We start from the raw sequence: 24,071 nt of genomic DNA, 5'->3' as shown, positions 1-24,071 counted from the left end.
GATTAGATGGATTATAAAACATATCAAGAATATTCAAATATTCAAGGTGCTTTAGATATTAGAAAAGAGAATGTAATTGAGATATTACAATTATTTGTATTAATTTCAAATATTCAAAAACTTACATTTTTAAAATATGATTTTAAATACAATAATTTTATTTATGGTTTTACTGTAAATGGATATGAAGTGATAGAAGATGATATTAATTTTATAAATAATAAATACTCTATAGTATTAAAAGATGGTGATATTATCTTTGGTAAAATTACATTTAATAGAAAAATTTGGTATAGACAAGTATTAAAAGAGTTACTAAAAAAATCTAGAATTGCATTAAGAAAAATATTTGAGATTGAAAAAGATTTATTATCACAAAACACCCCTTTAAATATTTTTATTGTTACAGATAAGAATACTACAAAATTTGCAAATAAATTACAAACAAATTTGGATATTTTATTAAATGCAGAGATAAATGTCATTTATGATATTACTAAAATTTCTGATGTTTTACATATGAAAAACTCTAAAAATATTATAATTTATACCATACAAAATGGAGAATTAATAAATGACGATAGTGAGCTTTTAAGAAAATTCAATGAATTTATCATCGTAATTGGTCCAAATAATCATAATCTTTCATTAAGCTGTGGAAAGTTAAACATAGAAAACTATGTGTCGATTGATGAGTTTTCTCCTGAAAATATAAAAAATATAATACTAGATACAAAATATAAATTATTAAATAAAAATAAATATGATAATAAAATTATTGCAGTAAGTGGAGTTTCTGGTGGGATTGGAGCAACAACAATATCAATGAATACTGCTGATATTATAGCAAGAAACAACCCATCAAAAAACGTATTATATATAGATCTTTCAACAACTAAAGCAATTAGTAATCTATTTTTATCACAAAATCCTATACCAAATCATTCTATAATAGACTTAGTAAATATGAATGATTTTAACATTAAAAAGAATTTAGAACTAGGATTAGTAAAAATTAGAGAAAATTTTTACAGTATAAATGGAATACAAAAACATATTGATAGGGATATACTTGAAAAAGAAATATTTATAGAAAAAATGCTAGATTATATTTTAAAAGCTAGTGAACATTTCAATTATATTATTATAGATACAGGTATTTCAGATGCCTCATCACTTAAGAGTAGTATTTATGATTTAGTAAATGAAATTTGGATATTAACAGAGATGACTCTTCCACATGTATCGAAACTTAAAACTTTTTATTCACTTATGAAAAGAGCTGGCTTAAAAGATAAAGTTAACTTCATAGTAAATAGAGTTAACTCATTAAATGAGATTTCATCTTCAGACTTTGATTCCATTATGAACACTAGTAGTAAAGAAGAAAAATTAAGTTATATAAAAATTCCAAACGACTATCAAACATTAGGTAAATGTTGGAATTATTGTGAACTAGCTTCACAAATATCTCAAGAATCACCATTTGTTAAAACTTTGGAAGATATTCTTAAAACAAAAGAATTTATAAGTAAAACCTCTTCTAAAACAAAAGATAAAAAAAATATCTTTTCTTTTTTAAATAAGGAATAAAATTGAGAAATTTAAGAAATCTTATTACAGAAGAAGAACAAAAAAAAGAGATTAAAAAACAATCTTTTGCATATGATGAAGTTGAAAAAAATGAAGATGAAATTACTTTTGAAGATGACTTTGAAGAAAAAATTGAAAAAGTTAAAAGAAAAAAAGCTGAAAATCATGAACTTGATTTTCCAAAAATTTATCATAATGAAAAATTATTAGAAATTGCATATGAGATAAATGATACATTTATGATAAATTTAAAATCTGATAAAAAGATAGTTAGGGATTCTTTAGAAGAGGTTTTACCTGAATTTATTTTATCTTTTAAACAAGCGAGTAAATTACCAAAAGATATTCTAGAAGAGATTAAAGAATTTATTATAAACAATATAGTGGGCTATGGACCAATAACAAGTATTTTTGAGATTGCAAAAGATGGTTTAAATGACGTTATAGTTAATACAAAAGATTATATTGATATTATCTATAAAGGTAAAACAGTTAGAACACCTTTCACCTTTAGAAGTGAAGAAGAATTAAGAAAAGTAATAGATAAAATGCTTGCAGAAAATAATAGAAAAATTGACGAAGCACACCCTATTATGTCAAGTAAACTTAAGGATGGTTCAAGGGTAGAAGTACAAATACCTCCTATTGCAGCAAATGATGGAAGTTGTGTAACAATAAGAAAATTTAATTACTTACCATTATTACTAGAATCTCTCATTGATTCTGGGCAAATGGATTATAAAATGGCTTATTTTTTACTAAAAATTGCAAAAGGTAAGTGTAATATGATTGTATCAGGTGGTACATCAAGTGGTAAAACAACATTTTTAAATGCTATGACAAGATTTATTGATCCTAATGAGCAATTAATGGTAATTGAAGATACTAAAGAGATGCAACCTCAAATGCCATGTAATACAATTAGACAATATGAAGCAAGAATGGCAAATGAAGAAGGCAAAGGTGCTATTACTCTTGACTTTTTATTAAGATCAGCTCTAAGATCATCGCCAAGAAGGATTATAGTTGGTGAGTGTAGAGGTGGGGAAATTGTTGTAATGTTAAATGCTATGAATACAGGACATCCTGGTTCTATGACTACTGTTCACGCCGATAATACAAAAGAAGCATTAGTAAGAATTGAGAATATGTATCTAGAAGCCAGACCTAGTGCAAATATCAATTTTATTAGAGCACAAATTGTTTCTGCAATAGATATTATTATTCAACTAGTTAGATTTCCCGATGGTACCAGAAAAGTTATTACTGTTTCAGAAGTAGAAAAAAGAATTGAAGACGGTGCAGTAGTATCTTTGAATAATATATTTGAATTCAAAAGAGATACTAGTGATATGACTAAAACTAGAGGAACTTTTGAAGTTGTATCAACACCTAGTAGAACAGTTTCTCAAATGAATATGTTTGGTGTAGATATTGATTTATCTATTTTTGACAAAGAGTTTGAGATGCCAAAATCAATGTTAATTGAAGAATTAGAAAAAGATTTACCAAATAAAATGTGTGGATGGAAAAATGAATTTTTAGATATATTCTTAAGAAATGATCCAAAATTATTCCATAAATGGCCACATTTTCAAAAAATAGATAAGGATTATTAGTATATGGACATTCAATTTCTTATTTTATCAGTAATTATACCTATCTTAACAATTACTAGTATTATTTTAATATATAACTATTCAATAAATTTTAATAAACAAAATAGAATTATTAAAAAATTATCAAATGATCAAAATGAGATATTAGCAGAAGCAAAAAAAAGAAGTCGGTTTTTTAATAAAGATAGAAATTGGTTAGGTAAAAAACTTTCATATGCAGGCTTTTTATCACCTTTAGCTGAACCTATTTTTATATTAATTTCTGTAGGATTTGGATTCCTTGCTGCTGCATTTGTAAATTTTGCTATTACAAACCCAGTAGTATTTGCAATAAGCTGGGTTGTTTTCTCTTTTTTCCCACTTTTAGTTTTGAAAAAAATAATTTCAAATAGAGAAGAAGAGTTTAATTATGGACTAAAAGTAATTATAGATAAAGTTACTAGTATGATGAAAAGTGGAGTTGGATTTGAACAGTCCTTGACAAAAGCTGTTATGACTTCAAAATCAAAATTTACAAAAGATACTTTTAATATATATCTTATGGAAAAAGATATTATTGGTGAGAACAAAGCTTTTGAAAAAATGTTTAAGTTAGTTGAGTCAAAAGAATTAAGAATTTTCTACTTAACAATCTCGATTGGTAGGCAATCTGGGGGTAAATTTTCAAATACCTTAGAAAAACTAAGAAAAACACTCCATGATCAAGGGGAAATAAAGCAAGAAATCACATCTTCAACTAAAGAGATAAAGATTGGAAGTTACATGATAATTGGCCTTGTAGTATTTACTTATCAAATGATGGACAGTTCTTTAAATGGTGTTTTAGATAGACACTTTTTTGGAAGCAGTGAGGGTCAAATTCAAATGTTTTTTATAATTGTTTGGGTTGCCTTTGGTTTATTTGTAAATAATTTATTAACAAAGGTTAAATAATGAATTTAATATTTTTCCTACCTGTAATTGTAATAGTAATATTTATTGTTGTTTGGTATATTTATGATTCACAAGGACAAAAAAAACAGATTGTCCAATTATCAAAACTTGATGCATTAGCTATTATTGATCAACAAAAAGATGTAAAAAATAAAAGTGCCGATGAGAAAGATGATAAAGAATTTTATTTTAAATTAATCCAAGCTGGTTTAACTAAAAAAGAATACAATGAAGGAAAATTTGTAATTGCACTTATTGGAATAATTTTAGGTATAGCAATACCTGTAATAATGAAAGCTACACTTCTTAGTGTTATAATAGGTGTTTTAATAGCTATAATAGCTATATTTTTTGGTGGTAAAATATATATTTACATATCTAAAAATGAAAGAGCAGAGAAAATAAACAATGATTTGGGTGTATTTTTAGATTTAATTAATGTAATATTAGAAGCAGGAGGAGGTTTAAAAAATGCCTTTTTTACAGTATCCACTAGAGCTCATGGGATATTAGATGAAGAATTACTAAAAGAGATTGCCATATTAGAGTATGAAATGACTAATTATACAACAAAAAAAGCTTATGAAAATTTGAAAAAAAGAGTTGATTCTGATGATTTAGGAAAAATTGTAGATTTCTTAATTCTTAGTGAAGAGGCAGGAATTGGAGTTAAAAATATATTTTCAACTCAGTCAGATGAGATGAGGCAAGAAAAATTTTATAAAATTAAAGGTAAAGTTAATACTCTTAATATGTATCTTATTTTGGTTTTATTTGTTTTTGTTTTGCCTGCATTAGGAGCCTTTATTGTTTTTCCAATGATGGCAGGTCAATTAGAATTAGGTTTAGGAATGTAAAGGAAAAGTATGAAGTTTGACAAACAGTTAGCAGTTATTATAGTTTTAGTATCTTTATTACTAACAGCAATAGCAATATCTTTTTATTTTTATAAAGAGAAAGAAAAAGTTGCACAAGATAACAATAGATTAGTAAATGTATATGTTGCAAAAAACACAATTAGTAAAGATACTCTTATAAATGAGAGCCATCTTAAAAAAACTGTTATTGCAAGACAATTCGTTTTAACAAAACCCTTATTAAAACAGGAAATACTTGGTAAATATGCAAAAGAAACAATTTATCAAAATGAAGCCTTTTTAAAAGAAAAGCTATCAAATAAAATCGAAATTGTGGAAGAAAAATCTTTAGATTTTAAATATAACAGTTATAATATGTCAATGAAACTTTTTGAGAACCCAAACTTTTCATTAGAACCTAATGATATTATAAAAATAATATCCGTTTATCAAAAAGGAAAAGATGTTAATAATTATGCCGTTCAATATGTGGCAAAAAATATTAAAATATTAGGTTTCTTAAGTGAAGGTGTAGAATCTGAAAAAGCGTTATACAAGAAAAAAATTAAAAAACTTGTAAAAAAACAACAAGTTGAAGAGATAATTAATGTAAAAGCAGATGAAATAATTCTTGACATAAAAGAAAAAGTATTGTTGAAATTAATAGATGACTACAATAAAGGTAAACAACTTTGGATGGTTAAATCGAAAATTGAAGAAGATGATGAAGAGAAAAAAGAAGAGAAACCTAAAAAAATAGTACAAAAGAAAAAACTTGTTAAACCAGTTTCATATAGAAAACCTACTTATCCAATAAAATGGTATACGCCTAAAGATAAAACTTTAACAAAAACTGCCACTATATCTTATGCAAATAATAACGATAAAAAAACAGTTAAAAAAGCAAAAATTACAGAAGGTTATAAAGATGAATGTTCAAAAACTGACAAATTATTAATTGGATTGTCACATAATATTTATCTAAGAACTAAGCCATCATTTAGAGCAAAAATTAATAACAAAATACATAAAAACTATATTATGTCATATGTTAGTAAATCTAAGATACAACCTGATTGGTATATCTTATGTGATGGAACTTATGTAAACAAAAAAGATGTAAGAGATATATCTTTTTCAGAATATAAAAAGTTAGAAAAGTGAAAATAAATGATATGAAAAAAGCTTATATTGAAAATATTTTACTTTGGATAGTAATGTTTATAGGCTTTGTTACTTTATTCTTTTTTGTTCTTAATTATGCAAAAATTGCAAGAGTAAAAGATAATATGGATGCAATCAGCGATTATGGAGCCAGATTAATATCAACAAATGGCATTGGAGCAATTACAATAAATACTTTTGTTACAAGAGCAAATAATATAGCTGTAAATGGTATTGCACAAATTAGTTCAGGGAATGTAGTTTGTAATATAGACAATACAATTGTTCCACCTAATTATCAAGTTATCTTCACTACGCAATTAGACAGTGGTGTATCATTTTACAATAAACAAATAGTTAGTAGAAGGGCTGTCTTCAATGAAAGTGGTCCTGGTACTGTAACATGTACTCTAACAATAACATATTCAGAATAGGAGTTTTATAATGAAGTATTTTTTTAAGGTTTTATTTTTATTTTTATTTACAGCTAATTTTAGTTTTGCCTATGATATTAATGATAAAGTTATATATCAAAAAGACTTTCATGATAGTACAATATATTTGCCACTTAATAATTATAGAACTTTAGTATTTGATTCTAGAATTAAAAATATTCAATTGACAAATAGTGAAAATATAAGTGCTGATTTTATAGATAGTCTTGAGTCGCCTCTAACAAAACTAAAAATTTTAGGTAAAAATATTGGAAATGAAGGTGCAATAGTTACTTTAGAAAATGGTGAATCAATCCATATAAATTTTAGTATTATGCAAAATCTAGATACAATTATCTCTATTGTAAAAGCAACTTATCCAGATCTAATTATTGAACAAGCAAATGATACAATCATACTAAAAGGTTTTGTAAAAAATTATAGAGAAAAAGATTTAGTTATTGATACATTTAAAAAAGCTGGTATTAAAACTGATGAAAAATTAGTTGATATGATTGAGACTTCTACTCCATCTAAAATGATTCGTGTAAAATTATTCGCAGTTGAAATAGATAATGATAAAGGTTTGAATTTAAAGAATAACTGGGCTATTTCTAGAAAAAACAGTCAAGAATATACTTTTTATGAAGTAATTAATAATGAAGTTAAAGAAATTGATAAAATATCCTCTTTAGGTCGAGTAAGTGACTCAGATGTAAGAGATCAATACATAGAAGGAGTTGATACTGCTATTGATAATATTATGCAAAATGCTGTATCTTTAACTGGAGGATTAAGTGGTGCAGCTAACTACTTAGGTAAATTTTTCAACACATCACTTGTACTTCAATATTTAGCACAAGAGGGGATAGCTAATATTTTAGATGAAACTACGTTAATTACATTAGAAAACAAAGATGCATCTTTTCATGCAGGGGGAACAATAAGAATTAAAACTCAAACTACCACTGCAGAAGGTATACCATCAACTGATGTAGAAAAGATCAAATATGGGCTTCAATTAAATATAAAAGCAAAAAACGTAATGAATGATAACTATGTTGACTTAGAAATCACTACAAGTAATACAAAAATTGATTGGACACAAACTGTAGATGATATACCAAGTTTCCTAGAAAATGAAGTTACAACTAATGTACTTGCAAAAAATAACTCTACGATAGTTTTAGGGGGACTTATTAATACTCAAAATTCATATGACTTAGATAAAATACCTGCACTTGGAGATGTTCCAGTATTAGGATTTTTATTTAGAAGTAAAGTATTTAAAGAAGGAAAAAGTGAATTAGTTTTTTTCTTAACTCCTGAAATAATTGACCCAGAAACGAATAATCAAGCTAATGGATATAAAAATACTAAAAAAAGAATGTTAGATACATCTAAATATCTAGATGAAGATAATATTTTCGACCGGTCTTTTAAAAGACTTAAAGAAGATAAAAAAGGCTCAATAGAAACAGAAAAAAATAAAGTTGATACAATAAAAAAATCTACAAAAATAAAAGAACCAACTCCAGAAGAGTTACACCAAAAAAAGGTTAATCAAATTCTAGGATATGAATAGTAGTTTTAAACTACTATTTTATCCTTTCAACTAATTGACTAGGATTTAATCCTAAATACTCTTCAACTTTTTTTGTATCTCCATGCTCTATAAATTCATCTTCATATTCAAAAGATGTTACATTTACACAGATTTTTTCTTTATTTATAAACTCTAAGATAGCACTTGCTACACCACCTTGTTTTTGAGAGTCACTAAAAATATACCAATCGTTGTACTTTTTAGCTAAATCTTTTAATGTATCTTCATCTAAAGGTTTTACAAATCTTAAGTCTAATATAGCAATATCATCATTATGAAGTTTTTCTGTTTCATAGGCTCTATTTACACCTGCTCCATATCCAATAAATAGTTTATTTGAGTCACCCTCTTTTAGAAGTTCTGCCTTACCTAACTCAAATTTACTAGCTTCAAATGGTAGATTGGCAAAAGCTCCTCTTGGATATCTTATTGCACAGGGTTTGTCTAATGTATATACAAACTCTAAAGAGTATTCTAATGTTTTGTCATCTCTTGGAGCGCAAAGTATCATATTTGGTAAAAATCTTAAATATGAGATATCGAAGGCACCTTGATGAGTTTCTCCATCATTTCCTACAATTCCTGCTCTATCAATAGCAAAAACTACAGGTAATCCTAAAATACAAACATCATGAACTATTTGATCAAATCCTCTTTGTAAAAATGTAGAATAGATAGTGATAAATGGTTTAAAACCCTCTTTTGCCATAGCTGCCATGGATGTTACTGCATGTTGTTCTGCAATTGCCACATCCCAAAATCTTGTTGGAAACTCTTTCATAAGTTTATCAATACCTGTTCCACTTGGCATAGCTGCTGTTACACCAACTACATTTTCATGTTTTTTTGCTAAATCTAATAGGGCATCTGCATATACTGCTGTAGCTGATTTAGCAGATGATTTTTTAGCAAAAGTTCCATCTTCTACATTAAAAGGCCCTACTCCATGCCAAAGTTCTTGTTGACCTTCGGCATGTTTATAACCTTTACCTTTTACAGTTCTTGCGTGGACAATTACAGGTTTATTCATACCTTTTGCTATCTCTAAAGTTTCAATAATCTCTTCTAAATCATGTCCATCTATAGGTCCAATATAATCTACACCCATCTCTTCAAAAATTATTCCAGGAGTAATTAATTTCATACTCTCTTCAATTTTTTTAGCTATATATGTAGCTCCACTTGGAAGTTTTTGTACTATATTTCTATCAACTCTATCTCTAAAACCTTGATAGAATTTTCCTGCTAATATTTTTGATAAGTATTTAGATATAGAACCTATTGGCTTAGCTATTGACATCTCATTGTCATTCAAGATTATTACAACAGGGTATTTTCTATCTCCCAACTCATTTAGAGCTTCATAAACCATACCTGCTGTCATAGAGCCATCTCCAATCATTACAACTGGGATTCTGTCTTCACCTTTAAGTTTTATAGCTTTAGCTGCACCTACAGCTAAAGAGATAGAGGTTGAACTATGTCCTGCTACAAAATAATCAGCATCAGACTCTTTAGGTTTTGTAAAACCACTAAGACCGCCAAACTGTCTAATAGTTTCAAACTCATCCCATCTTCCATTTATCAGTTTATGTGGGTAACATTGATGTGATACATCATATATAAATGGATCTTTCTTTACATCAAACACTTTATGCATGGCAACTGTTAATTCCACTGCTCCAAGTGTTGAAGAAAAGTGCCCACCTTTTCTTGATACAACATCGATGATTCTACCTCTAATATCAGAACAAATTGATTCTAATTCTTCTAAATTCTTATCTTTTATTTCCATAATAAATTATAAATTCTCTTGTTTATCTAATGAATCTAAAACTTCATCTAAAGTATTAAATACTCTTGTATTTTGTTTTTGTGTTCCAATAGTTATTCTTATTGCATTTACTCCATAACCTGTTAAATCTCTAACAATAACACCTCTTTCTAGAAGTTTTTGAGCAACATCTGAAGAGATATATTTATTGTCAAATTTGATTGTAATAAAGTTTGTATAACTTTCTATATAAGAAAAGCCTTTTCTTTTTGCATACTCTTCATATCTTTTCATCTCATCAAAATTTAATTTAATACACTCATTTACAAACTCTTCATCTTTTAAAGCTTCAATTGCAGCTGCTAATGATAAAGTTGTAATATTAAATGGTGGTCTGATTTTATATAAAGTTTTAATTAAATTAACTTGACCAATACCATATCCTGTTCTCATCCCACCTAAAGCATATGCTTTAGAGAATGTTCCAAGATACACTGCATTTGGGAATTTTTCTATAAGTTCAGCTGGTTTAATAGCTTTTTTCTCATCTTTATAAGAAGCATATTCCATATAAGCACAATCAACTACAACTAATGTTTCTTTGTCTACTTTTGATAAGAAATTATATACATCTTCTCTATCTAAACACTCACCTAAAGGATTATTTGGTAAACACAAGAAAATCATATCTGGCTTATGTTCATTATACATTTGTTCAAATTGCTCTAAGTTATGCATACCATCTTCAGTTTTTAAAATAGTACAGCCAGTTTGTCTACCATAGATTTCATACATTGCAAATGTAGTTTTTGCCATAAGTACTTTAGAACTTTCATCACATTTAGCTTTTACTAAAAAGTCTATAATTTGGTCACTACCTGCACCTACAATCACATTTTGACTCTCTACACTGTATTTATTTGCCAATGCTTCTTTTAATTCATACATAGAATCATCTGGATACATAAACATATTTTTTGACAAATCTTGTATCTTTTTTATAACTTTTGGACTTGTTCCATATGGGTTTTCATTTGAAGCAAGTTTAATTATATCTTTTGTATCAACCCCATACTCTCTAACAACTAATTCTATAGGCTTTCCAGCCTCATATATTTTACAATTATCTAATACTTTATTAAATTTCATTTTATCCTCTTTTATATATCATCAATTTCTTTTACGTAAGAACCTAAGAATTTGATACTATCTTTATGTTTATTAAAAATTCTTTTTATATTTTCATCATCTTTATGACCATTAAAATCAATAAAGAAAATAGAAACACCCTCAACAATATGAGATTTAATTTTTGTTAAATCTATACCTTCTTTTTTAAAATCTAATAGAAAGTCAACTAAGGCACCAGGTGTATTAGGAAATTTAACTAAAATTGATGTTTTATCATTCCCTGATTGTGCATTTTCAAAATCACTTACTATAAAAAATCTAGTTTTATTATTATCTTTATCTTCAATATTTTCAAACAAAATTGGAAGATTATAAAGTTTTGCTCCAACATGTGAACATATTGCAGCACTATTTGGTTCATTTAATGCTAACTTTGCAGCTTTTGTAGTAGATTCAACTGGAATATGTTCAACCTCATCTAAACCAAAATTTTCTAAAAAATTATGACATTGATCAAAAGCTATATCTTTTGAATAAATTCTTTTTATATCTGTAACTTTGTCACAAGTAGTTGCAAAAGTATGATGAATATCTAAAATCACCTCTGCAATAATTTTTAGATTATATGTGCTTAGACAATTTAAGGTATCACTTACTATCCCATTTGAAGAATTTTCGATAGGAATAACCCCAAATCTAGCTTTTTTTGTACTTACTTCTCTAAAAACACCTTTAATAGAACCAATTGAAATATAAGAGCTCATTGCTCCAAATCTAGTTTCTGCAGCTTGATGAGTAAAGCTTCCTTCAGGTCCAAGATAAGCAATATTTTCAGGTAATTCAATATTTCTAGAGATTGCAAATATTTCTAGAAATAAAGCCTCAATAGCTTTTCTATTTAGTTTTCCTTCATTTAAAGAATCAAGTCTATCTATAATAGCTTTTTCTCTCTCTGGCCTATAAATAGCTCCACCACTGTGTGCTTTTACAACACCAACTTGATGAACTATTTCCATTCTCTCATTTATAAGTTTTAAAAGTTCATTATCTATAGAATCTAACTTATCTCTTAACTCTTTTAAGCCCTTTTCACTCATACTACACCTTCTTTTAAACTATCTAAAATCTCACTCATATCATTATATATTTCATTTGGCAATTTATCTTTTTCTAGAGTACTTACAATCTCTTCTTTAGTTCTAGTTTTTCCACTTAATACTAAGTTTGTTTTCATTCCTAACTCTTGAGCCCCAAGTAAATCACCAATCATATCATCACTTATAACAGTAATATCTTTAAAATCCAAATTAATCAATTTTCTAGCTTTCTCATAGAAATTTAAACTAGGTTTACCAACAATCTCATAATCTTTATTTACTGCAAATTTAACCATACTCATAATAGCTCCAACACCTGGATATCTTTTACCATTTTTACTATAAATAGATGTTCCATGCATAGCTATTAGATTATCAGTTTTTAAAGCACATTCAATCATTTTTGCATAATCTTCATTTGTGTAATCTTCTTTTATTGATACAATTAAAGATTCAAAATTTTCAAAATCGATTTCATATCCCATTGTTTGTAAAACTTTTAAAAACTTATCTGTACCAAATGCAGCAATTTTTTTATTAGTTAAAACCTCTTTTAAAATATAAAAAGGATCAATATAATTTTTTATGTCAAAACCTTTTTGTTTTAACTCTTCAATAAAATCTTCACTTTTATTTTTACTATTATTAGTAATTACCACATAAGGTATGTTTTTATTATTTAAATACTCAATAAATTCACAGGCACCTTTAATTGGACTCTTATCAATATCATCAATTAAAGTTCCCTGTACATCTATAAAAAAACCTTTATTCATTGATTTATTTTATAAACTCCTCTTCTAAAGCTATAATATCTTCAAAAGTTTCTCTTTTTCTAATAAGTCTATCTTGCCCATTTTCAATTGCAATCTCAGCAACTCTTCCTCTTGTATTATAGTTACTTGCCATTGTAAAACAATATGCTCCTGCACTATAAATTGCTACTAAATCATTGTGTTGAGTTTTTGGAAGTTCAACATTTTTTGCAAAGAAGTCACCACTTTCACAAACAGGTCCAACTAAATTACAATCACTAAACTCTTTATTATCATTTAAAACTTCAATCTTATGGTAAGCATTATATAAAGATGGTCTAATTAAATCATTCATAGCTCCATCTACAATAACAAATCTTTTTTCACCATTTACTTTTTCATATAAAACTTTAGTTACAAATGTACCTGCATTTCCAACCATAAATCTTCCTGGCTCACAAACAACAGTGATATCAAGACCAAACATTGTTTCTAAAACAGATTGTGCATACTCATTTGTATCAATCAGTTTTTCATCATCATAAATGATTCCAAGACCACCACCAATATCCATAAAAGAAAGTTCTATTTTAATAGCTTTTAAATTTCTTACTAAATCAGCAATAATTTTTACAGATTCTTTTATAGGTGATAATTGTGTTAATTGCGAACCAATATGACAATGAATCCCAACAGGGTCAAGATTTTCAGAGTTGTTACATTGGATATACATTCTTTTTGCTGTATCAATATCAACACCAAATTTATTTTCATGTAATCCAGTTGAGATATATGGATGTGTTTGTGGGTCAATATTTGGATTAACTCTAATAGAGATTCTTGCACATTTACCTAATTCTTTGGCAATAAGCTCAACCCTATCAAGCTCTGCTGCACTTTCTACATTTATCATCAAAATATCTAATTCAAGTGCTTGTCTAATCTCATCATCGATTTTCCCAACACCGGAAAATATAATCTTATATGGAGCAATACCAACTTTTAATGCTCTTTTTACTTCACCAATAGAAACACAATCAGCTCCAGCTCCAAGCTTTGCAAGATGTTTAATAACAGATAAATTTGAATTTGCTTTTACTGCATACGCAATAAGTGATTTTCTAGCTTTAAAAGCCCCTTTTAATTCATTGTATTGATTTGAAATATAATCAAAATCATACACATAATAAGGTGTTTGATATTTGTTTGCTAATTCTTTGAAATTTATACTCATAATTTTCCTATACTTTTTTAAAATTTTAAATCTAAATTCCTAAGAATTTAAATTTAAAACTTCATTTTCAAAGATAAGTAGGTTAGAAGTGTTAGATTTTATTCTAGACCAAGGCGGAGAGTAAATTTTAAGGAGGAGCTTACTTGCGTAAGTGAGTCTTTAAAATTTACTTGACAACGCAGGTATTGAGTAAAAGCTGACGCTTATAACCTACTTATCAGTTCCGTTCCATGCAATTCTTGGCTTCCCATCTTCAAACTCAACTGCAGGCATACCCATAATGTTATAACCACAATCAACATAATGAATCTCACCAGTTACAGCGGAACTTAAATCACTTAATAGATACATTCCAGAGTTTCCAACTTCATCAGTTGAAACATTCTTTTTAAGTGGCGCATGAGCTTCATTCCATTTAAGCATAAATCTAAAATCACCAATACCAGCAGCAGCTAAAGTTTTGATAGGTCCTGCACTAATAGCATTTACTCTAATCCCATCTTTACCTAAATCTTCTGCAAGATATTTAGTAGTCATCTCTAATGCAGCTTTTGCAACACCCATTAAGTTATAGTTAGGGATATATTTTGCTCCACCATAGTATGTTAATGTAAGAATAGATGAGTTATCTGATAATAAAGGTTTTAACTCTCTTGTTACTTCAATAAGTGAGTAAACTGAGATATCCATAGCAATATCAAATGCATTTTTAGAGATATCATAAAATCTTCCAGATAATCCCTCTTTTGGTGCAAATGCAATTGAATGAACGATAAAATCAATTTGCCCTAAATCTTTCTCTATAGACTCTTTTAAAGCTTTAATCTCATCTGGATTACTAACATCACATGGATAAACTAAATCTTCACTTCCAAACTCAGCAGCGATTGGTTCAACTCTTTTTTTAAGAGAATCATTTAAATAAGTAAATGCAATTTTTGCACCTTGTGCTGCACATTGTTTAGCTATTCCATAAGCGATAGATTTATTATTTGCTACTCCTAGAATAACACCTTTTTTACCTTCCATCAACATTCTATAAATCCTTTGTATTTTCTATAATTTGTTTAAAATCATCTGCAATCCAAGATGCAGTACCAATCAATGCTCCATCAACACCCTCAATTGAGCAAATCTCTTGAACATTTCCAACTTTTACGCTTCCACCATAAAGTAAAGGTTTATTGATTTTTTCTTTAATTGCACTATGTACATTTTTTATATCATCATTTGTAGCTGTAACACCTGTTCCTATTGCCCAAACTGGTTCATAAGCTAAAATAAGATTTTCATAATTTGTATCAATACCTTCAAATTGCTCATAAATATACTCTAAAGTTTTTTCTAATCCACTTTGTTTTACTTCTAAAGGTTCCCCAATACAATAAACAATTGTATATCCTAACTCTTTATAAAAACTATATTTTTTTGCAATTTCACTTTGTGATTCATTTAAGATATGTCTTCTTTCACTATGACCTATTAAAATTGTTTTAATGCCAAATTCATCTAGCTGAGAAGTTCCAATTTCACCTGTAAAAGAACCTTTCTCAACTGAATAAGCATTTTGGGCACCAATCTTAATATTTGAAGATATGTCAAATGAATCTAATGCTGTTGAAGGAGGGAATACTAATATTTCATTATTAATACTATTCTCTTTTACGAAAGTATCAACCTCATTTATAAATGAAGCTGTTGACTTTCTTGTGTGGTTTGTTTTAAAGTTTGAAGCAATAATTGCCATTCTTAATCCTCTAAAACTAAAGCTTTAACACCTGGTAAAACTTTTCCTTCGATTAATTCAAGTGAAGCACCACCACCTGTTGAGATAAATGTCATATCCTCTTCATCTCCTGTTACTCTAACTAAGTCAGCAGTATCACCACCACCAACAACAGTTGTTGCATATGATTGAGCTACAGTATTAGAGATTCTAGTACTTCCTTTTGCAAATTTTTCCATTTCATAAACACCCATTGGTCCATTCCAAAGTATTGTATTTGCATCTCCTAAAGCTAATCTAAATAATTGAGCAGTTGCAGGTCCAATATCTAGTCCCATCCAGCTTTCAGGAATCTCTTGAACTGTTACAAGTTTTGCAATTGCTTCTGCATCAAAAGCTTCAGCTGCAACAACATCTACAGGAAGATATAGTTTAACTCCAAGCTCTTTTGCTTCTTCAATAATTTTTAAAGCTTCAGGAATTAAATCATCTTCAACTAAAGATTTACCAACTTCATAACCTTGAGCTTTTAAGAAAGTAAATGCCATACCTCCACCAATCAAGATTTTATCAACTTTAGTGATTAGGTTATGTAAAACTTCAAGTTTTCCAGATACTTTTGAACCCCCAACAATTGAAACAAAAGGTCTTTTTGGGTTTTCAACAATATTATGGAAAAATTTAATCTCTTTTGCCAATAAAAATCCAGCTGCTTTATTTTTAATATCAAAAAATTCTGTAATAGCTTCAACAGAAGCATGAGCTCTATGAGAAACTCCAAAAGCATCGTTTATATAAATTTCAGACATAGATGCCAGTTTTTGAGCAAAATCTTTATCATTTGCTTTTTCACCAGAGTTGTATCTTAAATTTTCAAGAAGCATTATTTCACCTGGCTTTAAATTTTTAGCCATTTCAATAGTGTCATCTTCTACAACATTTTTTGCCATTTTAATATCTTGTTTTAAAAGAGTATGTAATCTTTTAGCAACAGGTTTAAGTGAATATTTTTCTTCTCCAGGTTCTGTTGGTCTTCCAAAGTGAGAAGCTAAGATTATAGAACAATCTCTATCAATACAATATCTAATAGTATTTAATGCACTTCTTATTCTTCTATCATCTGTGATATTATTGTATTCATCCATTGGAACATTAAAATCACATCTAATAAATACTCTTTTCCCATCTATATCAATATTTTTAATCTCTTGAAGCTTCATAAATTTCCCCCTTATTTATCTGATACGTAAATAGCCATATCAACTAATCTACTCGAATATCCCCATTCATTATCATACCAAGTCATGATTTTAATCATATCTCCACCAATAACTTGTGTTAAATCAGATGCTACAATTGATGAATTTGTATTTCCAACTAAATCTGAAGATACCATCATATCATTGTCAATAGCTACAATCCCTTCTAATTGTTTTGCTTTCATCTCTAGTAAAGCGTTAAGATCCTCTTTTGTAACTTGCTTTTTAACAACAAAGTTAACATCTACCATAGATACATTTGGAGTTGGAACTCTCACACTTTGACCATGTAATTTACCATCTAATTGTGGCATAATTAATTTCATAGCTTTAGCTGCACCTGTTGTTGTAGGAATCATATTTTGAGCACCTGCTCTTGCTCTTCTTTTATCTTTTTGATGTTTTACATCTAAAATATTTTGATCATTTGTGTATGAGTGAATTGTAGTCATTAAACCTTTTTCAATACCTAATTCATCATCAATAATTTTTGCTATTGGTCCTAAACAGTTTGTTGTACAAGAAGCATTAGAGATAATTGCTTGACCTTCATACTCTTCATTATTTACTCCCATTACAAAAGTTGGTGTATCATCTTTAGCTGGTGCACTCATTACAACTTTTTTTGCACCATTATCTAAGTGAACTTGACATTTTTCTTGAGTTAAATAAGCTCCTGTACATTCTAAAATAATTTCTGCCCCGCAATCTTTTGTAAAAGTTAATTCTTTCGCATCCCTTGTTGAATAAAGTTTTGCTTTTACTTTACCCATAATTAAATAACCATCTTCAACTTTTACTTCACCATCGAATGTACCATGTACTGTATCATATTTTGTAATATATTCTAACATTTCAGTAGTAGCAGTATCATTTATAGCAACAAGTTCAACATCATCTCTTTTTTCAATTATTCTTGCTACACATCTACCTATTCTACCAAATCCATTAATTGCAACTTTAACAGCCATTTCTTCCCTTTTGTATTTATAAAATCGGTAGATATTTTATCAAAATGTTGCTATAATATTATTTAATCATATTTCAAAGGCAAAATTAAGTGCATATTGCAATTTTTGGTGGTAGTTTTGACCCACCTCACATAGGTCATCAAACTATTGTAAAAAAGATATTAAAAAAAGTTGATATTGATCTTTTAATTGTAGTACCTGCATATTTAAATCCCTTGAAAGTAAGATCTTTTTTAGATGCAAAAGTTAGATATAAACTTTTGAAAAAGCTTTTTTCAAAAAAAGAAAAAGTGTTGGTTTCACCTTATGAAATAAACAAAGAAAGACCTGTTTATTCCATAGAAACAATTAGACACATTATTGAAAAATACAATCCAGAAAAGTTATATCTAGTAATTGGTGCAGACAATTATAGTAGTTTCCATTTATGGGATAGCTATAAAGAGATAAAAAAACTTGTTACACTTATTGTTGTTACAAGAGATGGGATTGAATATTCTAAAAAAGATAAAGTTAAGAAACTAAAAGTAAATATTAAGATTAGTTCTACTCAGCTTAGAAATACTTTTAATTTAGAGTATATACCAAAGAGGATTAGAAAAGATATTAAAAAAATTTGGAATAAAGAAGGTAAGATTTGAACAAAAGATTAGAAAATATAAAATCAATTTTAACTAGTAAAAAAGCAAAAAATGTTGAAATTATTGATTTAACTTCAAAAGAGTATATTGTTGATTATGTTGTTATTGCAACAACATTAAATCCTAAACATGCATTTGCATTATTAAACTATTTAAGAACTGATTTAAAACCTCAAGGTGAAGAGTTTTTAAGAGTTGATGATGACGAAAATTGGACTGTTATAGATTTAGGTGATATATTTATTCATTTATTAAGTGAAAAATATAGAGAAAAATATACTATAGAAGAGTTTCTAAAAGAACTAGACAATAAAAATCAATAATAAAAGAGTTAAACTCTTTTATTATTGTGCTGCTGGTCTTCCTGACAATAATTTATTATAATTACTTGCTGCATCTTTAGCGCCGCCTGTATTGCCAGTCCACAACGCATAGCCGATAATCAAAGCTAAAATAATAATTGCCCATTTCATTACATAACCTCTTTTTCTTTTATTCCTAAAATATTTAAAGCCACTTTAATACTTAAAGCACATAGACTTAAAACTTTTAAATACTTTTCTTCTTCATCACTTCCTACAATCTTATATTGATTGTAAAATCTATGAATAGAAGATGCCAAAGAGTAAAGATAATCAGTTATCTTTTGCATATCTCTTTTAAGGAAAGCTTCTTCTAAAACTGTCGGTAAAAGTAAAGATTCGTAAACTAAGTTTAATGAATCATCATTTAAACCTTCATAAGAGATATCTAAAACATCAGAAAACTCTTTTTCAGCTTTTTTGAAAACTTGATTAATTCTAGCATATGCATAATTAATATAAAAGATAGGATTTGAACTATCTTGATTTTTTAACATATCAAGATCAAATTCTAAATGAGTATCACTTTTTTTTGTTAAGAATACAAATCTTAAGGCATCTGGTCCTATCTCCTCAACAATATCACTCATTAAGATTACATTACCTGCTCTTTTACTCATTTTGTATGGCTCACCACCTTTAAGTAATTGAACCATTTGTGAAAGTAAAATCTCAAGTTTTTTTGAATCTTCACCTAAAAATTCTATTGCAGCATGAACTCTTTTAATATATCCATGGTGATCTGCACCCCAAATATTTATATAATGATCATAACCTCTATCAAATTTATCTTTGTGATAAATAATATCACCAGCTAAATATGTTGGTATTCCATTTTCTCTTACTACAACTCTATCTGAATCATCTCCATGAAGTGTTGATTTTAAAAATAGTTTTTCCTCTTTTTCATACAAAGAACCATTTTCAAGTAATACCTCTTTTGTTTTTAGCCATGAATCATATAGTGATGCTTCTGATACAAAATTGTCAAATTCAATACCTGTATCTTTTAAATCTTTAACGATAATTTTTAAAACATCATTTTTAGCAATCTCAGCCATCTCTCTAAATCTTGATTCGTCATGGAAAATCTCTTCTCCATACTCTTCAAAAATCTTTTGAGCAATATCTACTAAATAATCACCTCTATAATATGTTTCTGGATAATCAACATTTTCTTTTAAGATAAAATCTCGTCCTGCTAGTGAAACTGATAATCCAAGCATATCCATTTGGGCACCGGCATCATTTACATAATATTCTGTTGTAATATCATATCCAAGATGTCTTCCAACTCTGGCTAATGCATCACCTAAAACTGCACCTCTAGCATGGCCAATATGTAAAGGTCCTGTAGGATTTGCACTTACATATTCAAGTAAGATTGATTCTTTCTTTTCATCGCTTTTAGCATAGTTTTCTTTTTTTAACAATGCTTCTTTTGAAAGTTTTTCCAAAAATATGTTAGATAACTTAAAGTTTAAGAACCCTTTTACAGCTTCAACTTTTTCAAACATCTCATCATCTACAAATTTTGCCGCTAATTCATCAGCAATTATCATAGGAGACTTTCTAAGCTCTTTAGCTAATGAAAATGCTGCAGGAGTTGCAAAATGACCTAAAGAGATATCTTTTGGTTTTTCTAAAACAATCTCTTTTTCTAAAACTGATTCAATATAATTTTTTACTATTTTTTGCAATTATCTTCTCTTTTATACAGTTTTGTTTTCTTTTGGCTCTTCTTCTTTTACTTCAGCTTTTTTTTCAATCTCTTCAGATTTATCTGTTGAAACTACTTCTTCATCTTCTTTTACAGCTTTTTTGAAGTTTTTAATACCACTTCCTAAACCTTTTGCAAGTTCTGGAATCTTTTTACCACCAAATAATAGTAATACTACTAAGGCAATAATTACCCATTCAATACCACCTGGCATACCCATATTAAATCCTTAATTTCTAATTTTTAACAATTATTATATCTTTTTGAAGCTTAAAAAAAATGACTTGTGTCAAATTTGATGATTTTTAAATTTTTACTTAAGAAAAATGTAGATTAATTTATATCCACTAGCTGCAGCTAGTACTGTTCCAAATAGATTTAATGCCATATTTGTTATACCCAAAAGTAATGAAGTTTGTAGAAGAAAAAAGCTCTCTATAGCAAATGTTGAATAAGTAGTTAGTGCACCTAAAAAACCTGTTGTTAAAAATGCTTTTGTTGAATCATTAAATGTGTAGTGTGCGAATATTGCGAAAAGAATTCCTATTATAAAACTTCCTAAAATATTTACTATTAAAATTCCTACTGGGAACTCTAAAGGTACATGTTTATTTACAAAATGAACGCTATATGCTCTAGCAATTGCTCCTAGGAAACCTCCTGTACCGATTGCTAGAAGAGTTTGCCAAGAGATAGCCATTAACTATCTTTCTCTTCGTTAAAAACTCTATTCATATCCTCTTCTAGTTTTTCAAACCAATCTGTTTTTTTATCGGCTTGTACTGGATCCAAATAGATTACTTTTACTTTTCCTGGTTTTTGTTTTAAACTTTTAGAATCTAGTATCTCTCTAGTATTTATAATAATTGCTGGTTGAACTTTTAAGTTGAATTTATTTGCAATCATTTTAGCACCTGGTTTAAATGACAACATTCTTTTACCTGTACTTCTAGTACCTTCTGGAAAAACTGCTATTGGTCTTCCTTGAGATAATCTATCTTTACAATCTTTTAAAAGTTTAATAACACCTGCTTTATCTTCTCTATCTACAGATATCATTCTTGGTGCTTTAATAATATGTCCAAAAAAGACTAAATCTGTAATCTCTTTTTTTGCAATCCAAGCTAAATTTCTTGGATGAATATATTCCATAACTATAATATCTAACAAACTTTGATGGTTTAAAACTACCATATCACAAGATTCATCTAGTTTTCCAACTTGCTCTAACTTTATTCCTAAAAGATACATTTGGATTTTCATCCAACCTTTTATAACTTTATGAGTATGATTTCTAAATGTATACATTAAAACAATTACTATACCTACAGTAATTGAAAATTGTATTAATACTATAAAACCTCTAATTCTTGATAACATCTTCTTCTTTCACCCATCCAATATAGTTTTCATTTCCACTTTTAAACATAACTTTTATAAAACCATTTCTTTTTTTCATATTTTCAACTATCATTTCAGAAGAGACTTTTCTAAATATTGTTGAGTTTTTTGTTGGTAAAATATAAATAACACTATTTGCTTTAAGTCTTACAGTTTTATTTGGCATTGCAAAAACTATGAAAACTATTGTTGTGATTAAAAACAGTACTAATATATAATATTTTCTTTTCCAAATAAAAAGAATTAAAAACAATAATGCTAATACACCTACAAACACTTTTTTATAAAATTCAAAGCTTGAGTTATTTGGATTTAAATCTGTTTGTGTACTTACTAACTCTTCTGTAAATACAACTGGAACTTTTACTGTTTGTAGTTTATTGATTGTTGTATTATAGTATGTAAAGGTAATATCTTTTTTGTGAATAGGGATAACTACATAATATATAATATGTTGTTTGGGATATTCATCTTCAATTAATGTAAAACCTTGATCATCTATATCTTGGATATTAAAATCTTCAAGGTTAGATTCAAAAGCTTCAATATCTAATATAGTTAAAGCTTCTTTGTTTGTATACTGTTTTGATTTTGATGCAACTAACTTAAAATCTTTTGCAATTACATTTGTAAATTTTTCATCACCTTTAGCAATTTGGGAAAAACTTATCTCCATAGAAGGTAAGACTCTTGTCTCAACTAATTGTTCTCCATCATATAAAGATACAGCAATATCTGGTAACTTGAAATTTTCTTCATAAGCTTTAAAATAAAATGTATTTATAAAAGTGTTAGGATTTTCAGGGTCTTGTTCCCATTGTTTACCTTCATTTAAAGGTGTCATACTAATATCATTTACAAAATTTGTTTTTATAGTATCAAAATTATTTCTTGTAATCAATGCTTTTACTTTTATTTCAAAACGTTGATTTTTATAAATATGTGTAGGATGATTTATATAAGACAAATATAAATTTTTTGGAACAAAAGAGTTTTGAGGCTCTTCCATTAAGACCTCTTCTTGTGTATTATCTCCAAATGCAGAATTTTCTACACTCGTAAATTCATTTGCAAATAGATATATTGAGAATAACAGAAGAGATATTAATATTTTTTTCACTATTTCAAGAATCCTCTTAGCATATCTTCACCATCAGCACAACCTAATAGTTCTTCCATTGCTCTTTCTGGATGAGGCATAAGACCAAATACATTTTTATCTTTGTTACAGATCCCTGCAATATGAGAAACTGAACCATTAAGAGATTCTATATTTCCAGCCTCATCACAATATCTTAAAAGGATTTGATTATTCTCTTCTAACTCTTTTAATCCTGCTTCATCAATAAAGTAGTTACCATCATGGTGAGCTACAGGAATATTTACAACTTGATCTTTTTTTAATTTAGATAAAAAGATATTGTCATTGTTTATAACTTTTAAGTTTTTAAATTTTGAGATAAAATGTAAAGTGTTGTTTCTTTTCATAGCTCCAGGTAATAAACCTGCTTCTAAAAGAATTTGAAATCCATTACAAATACCTAAAACTTTTCCACCTTTTGCAGCATAAGCTTGAACAGAATCCATAATATTTGCAAATCTAGCAATAGCACCACTTCTTAAATAATCCCCATAAGAAAATCCACCAGGAATAACTAGTAATTCAGTATTTTCAGGTATTTGTTTATCTTTATGCCAAACAATTGTTACATCACATCCTAATCTTTCGAAAGCATATTTTGTATCATACTCACAATTAGTACCAGGAAATTGTAATACAGTTACATTCATGAT

General features: G+C 27.9%; 25 protein-coding genes. 9 read left to right on the top strand and 16 right to left on the bottom strand.

From position 1 onward, the window contains the following. Window positions 1-6: 6 nt before the first annotated feature. The 7 genes from ACKU3H_RS05355 to ACKU3H_RS05325 are packed head-to-tail and all read left to right on the top strand — an operon-like array spanning window position 7 to window position 8,185. On the top strand, window positions 7-1,593 hold the full coding sequence (locus tag ACKU3H_RS05355) for an AAA family ATPase (protein ID WP_320035943.1): 1,587 nt from the start codon (window positions 7-9) through the stop codon (window positions 1,591-1,593). A 2-nt stretch (window positions 1,594-1,595) separates the two neighbouring features. Further along, entirely contained in the window at window positions 1,596-3,212 is a 1,617-nt protein-coding gene (locus ACKU3H_RS05350) for an ATPase, T2SS/T4P/T4SS family (protein ID WP_320035942.1), read from the top strand. A 3-nt stretch (window positions 3,213-3,215) separates the two neighbouring features. Then, window positions 3,216-4,145: a type II secretion system F family protein gene (locus ACKU3H_RS05345; protein WP_320035941.1), complete on the top strand. Its 930-nt coding sequence runs from the start codon at window positions 3,216-3,218 to the stop codon at window positions 4,143-4,145. Next, a complete protein-coding gene (locus ACKU3H_RS05340; protein ID WP_320035940.1) occupies window positions 4,145-5,002 on the top strand; it encodes a type II secretion system F family protein in 858 nt (285 codons plus the stop codon). Before ACKU3H_RS05345 ends, ACKU3H_RS05340 begins: the two co-directional genes overlap by 1 nt. Before the next feature lie 9 nt (window positions 5,003-5,011). Beyond that, window positions 5,012-6,166 carry a hypothetical protein gene (locus ACKU3H_RS05335; protein ID WP_320035939.1) on the top strand — a complete coding sequence of 385 codons (1,155 nt, stop codon included), beginning with the start codon at window positions 5,012-5,014 and terminating at the stop codon, window positions 6,164-6,166. Continuing rightward, window positions 6,163-6,600 carry a hypothetical protein gene (locus ACKU3H_RS05330; RefSeq protein WP_320035938.1) on the top strand — a complete coding sequence of 146 codons (438 nt, stop codon included), beginning with the start codon at window positions 6,163-6,165 and terminating at the stop codon, window positions 6,598-6,600. The genes ACKU3H_RS05335 and ACKU3H_RS05330 overlap by 4 nt, the downstream gene beginning before the upstream one ends. 10 nt (window positions 6,601-6,610) lie before the next feature. After that, window positions 6,611-8,185: a type II and III secretion system protein gene (locus ACKU3H_RS05325; protein WP_320035937.1), complete on the top strand. Its 1,575-nt coding sequence runs from the start codon at window positions 6,611-6,613 to the stop codon at window positions 8,183-8,185. Between the two features lie 13 nt (window positions 8,186-8,198). Here ACKU3H_RS05325 and dxs read toward each other — a convergent pair whose 3' ends face one another. From dxs to gap, 9 genes are all read right to left on the bottom strand, one after another. Continuing rightward, window positions 8,199-10,001 (bottom strand): 1-deoxy-D-xylulose-5-phosphate synthase, encoded by a 1,803-nt coding sequence (dxs, locus tag ACKU3H_RS05320; RefSeq protein ID WP_320035936.1) that lies wholly within the window; start codon window positions 9,999-10,001, stop codon window positions 8,199-8,201. Window positions 10,002-10,007: 6 nt separating this feature from the next. Further along, on the bottom strand, window positions 10,008-11,129 hold the full coding sequence (gene hisC, locus ACKU3H_RS05315) for a histidinol-phosphate transaminase (RefSeq protein WP_320035935.1): 1,122 nt from the start codon (window positions 11,127-11,129) through the stop codon (window positions 10,008-10,010). Window positions 11,130-11,140: 11 nt separating this feature from the next. Beyond that, on the bottom strand, window positions 11,141-12,208 hold the full coding sequence (pheA, locus tag ACKU3H_RS05310) for a chorismate mutase (RefSeq protein WP_320035934.1): 1,068 nt from the start codon (window positions 12,206-12,208) through the stop codon (window positions 11,141-11,143). Next, the gene (locus ACKU3H_RS05305; protein WP_320035933.1) at window positions 12,205-12,984 is read right to left on the bottom strand and encodes an HAD-IIA family hydrolase; all 780 of its coding nucleotides are present in this window, start codon (window positions 12,982-12,984) and stop codon (window positions 12,205-12,207) included. The genes pheA and ACKU3H_RS05305 overlap by 4 nt, the downstream gene beginning before the upstream one ends. 4 nt (window positions 12,985-12,988) lie before the next feature. Beyond that, complete coding sequence (lysA, locus tag ACKU3H_RS05300; RefSeq protein WP_320035932.1) at window positions 12,989-14,197, bottom strand: diaminopimelate decarboxylase; 1,209 nt, start codon at window positions 14,195-14,197, stop codon at window positions 12,989-12,991. Between the two features lie 210 nt (window positions 14,198-14,407). Continuing rightward, complete coding sequence (gene fabI, locus ACKU3H_RS05295) at window positions 14,408-15,232, bottom strand: enoyl-ACP reductase FabI (RefSeq protein ID WP_320035931.1); 825 nt, start codon at window positions 15,230-15,232, stop codon at window positions 14,408-14,410. A 1-nt stretch (window position 15,233) separates the two neighbouring features. Further along, a complete protein-coding gene (locus ACKU3H_RS05290; RefSeq protein WP_320035930.1) occupies window positions 15,234-15,944 on the bottom strand; it encodes a triose-phosphate isomerase in 711 nt (236 codons plus the stop codon). Window positions 15,945-15,946: 2 nt separating this feature from the next. After that, window positions 15,947-17,143, bottom strand: coding sequence for a phosphoglycerate kinase (locus ACKU3H_RS05285; protein ID WP_320035929.1), 1,197 nt, complete (start codon window positions 17,141-17,143; stop codon window positions 15,947-15,949). Between the two features lie 11 nt (window positions 17,144-17,154). Beyond that, window positions 17,155-18,153 carry a type I glyceraldehyde-3-phosphate dehydrogenase gene (gap, locus tag ACKU3H_RS05280; protein ID WP_320035928.1) on the bottom strand — a complete coding sequence of 333 codons (999 nt, stop codon included), beginning with the start codon at window positions 18,151-18,153 and terminating at the stop codon, window positions 17,155-17,157. An 89-nt stretch (window positions 18,154-18,242) separates the two neighbouring features. On the opposite strand from gap, the gene nadD reads away from it, so the two are divergent. Then, entirely contained in the window at window positions 18,243-18,794 is a 552-nt protein-coding gene (nadD, locus tag ACKU3H_RS05275; RefSeq protein ID WP_320035927.1) for a nicotinate (nicotinamide) nucleotide adenylyltransferase, read from the top strand. Next, window positions 18,791-19,117 (top strand): ribosome silencing factor, encoded by a 327-nt coding sequence (gene rsfS, locus ACKU3H_RS05270; RefSeq protein ID WP_320035926.1) that lies wholly within the window; start codon window positions 18,791-18,793, stop codon window positions 19,115-19,117. The genes nadD and rsfS overlap by 4 nt, the downstream gene beginning before the upstream one ends. 21 nt (window positions 19,118-19,138) lie before the next feature. Here the strand turns inward: rsfS and ACKU3H_RS05265 are convergent, their stop codons facing one another. The 7 genes from ACKU3H_RS05265 to purQ all read right to left on the bottom strand — a co-directional run bounded on the left by ACKU3H_RS05265 (window position 19,139) and on the right by purQ (window position 24,068). Continuing rightward, on the bottom strand, window positions 19,139-19,267 hold the full coding sequence (locus tag ACKU3H_RS05265) for a hypothetical protein (protein WP_320035925.1): 129 nt from the start codon (window positions 19,265-19,267) through the stop codon (window positions 19,139-19,141). Further along, the gene (argS, locus tag ACKU3H_RS05260; protein ID WP_320035924.1) at window positions 19,267-20,856 is read right to left on the bottom strand and encodes an arginine--tRNA ligase; all 1,590 of its coding nucleotides are present in this window, start codon (window positions 20,854-20,856) and stop codon (window positions 19,267-19,269) included. Before argS ends, ACKU3H_RS05265 begins: the two co-directional genes overlap by 1 nt. Window positions 20,857-20,868: 12 nt before the next feature. Next, complete coding sequence (locus ACKU3H_RS05255) at window positions 20,869-21,096, bottom strand: twin-arginine translocase TatA/TatE family subunit (RefSeq protein WP_320035923.1); 228 nt, start codon at window positions 21,094-21,096, stop codon at window positions 20,869-20,871. Between the two features lie 93 nt (window positions 21,097-21,189). Next, complete coding sequence (gene crcB, locus ACKU3H_RS05250) at window positions 21,190-21,576, bottom strand: fluoride efflux transporter CrcB (protein WP_320035922.1); 387 nt, start codon at window positions 21,574-21,576, stop codon at window positions 21,190-21,192. Beyond that, a complete protein-coding gene (locus ACKU3H_RS05245) occupies window positions 21,576-22,256 on the bottom strand; it encodes a lysophospholipid acyltransferase family protein (protein ID WP_320035921.1) in 681 nt (226 codons plus the stop codon). Before ACKU3H_RS05245 ends, crcB begins: the two co-directional genes overlap by 1 nt. Beyond that, complete coding sequence (locus ACKU3H_RS05240) at window positions 22,240-23,397, bottom strand: hypothetical protein (RefSeq protein ID WP_320035920.1); 1,158 nt, start codon at window positions 23,395-23,397, stop codon at window positions 22,240-22,242. The genes ACKU3H_RS05245 and ACKU3H_RS05240 overlap by 17 nt, the downstream gene beginning before the upstream one ends. After that, window positions 23,397-24,068 carry a phosphoribosylformylglycinamidine synthase I gene (gene purQ / locus ACKU3H_RS05235; protein ID WP_320035919.1) on the bottom strand — a complete coding sequence of 224 codons (672 nt, stop codon included), beginning with the start codon at window positions 24,066-24,068 and terminating at the stop codon, window positions 23,397-23,399. The genes ACKU3H_RS05240 and purQ overlap by 1 nt, the downstream gene beginning before the upstream one ends. Window positions 24,069-24,071: the final 3 nt, after the last annotated feature.

Source organism: Halarcobacter sp. (assembly GCF_963675975.1).
GTDB lineage: Bacteria > Campylobacterota > Campylobacteria > Campylobacterales > Arcobacteraceae > Halarcobacter.
Note: the sequence above shows the minus strand (reverse complement) of the source record. Positions and strands in the feature narration are given on the sequence as shown.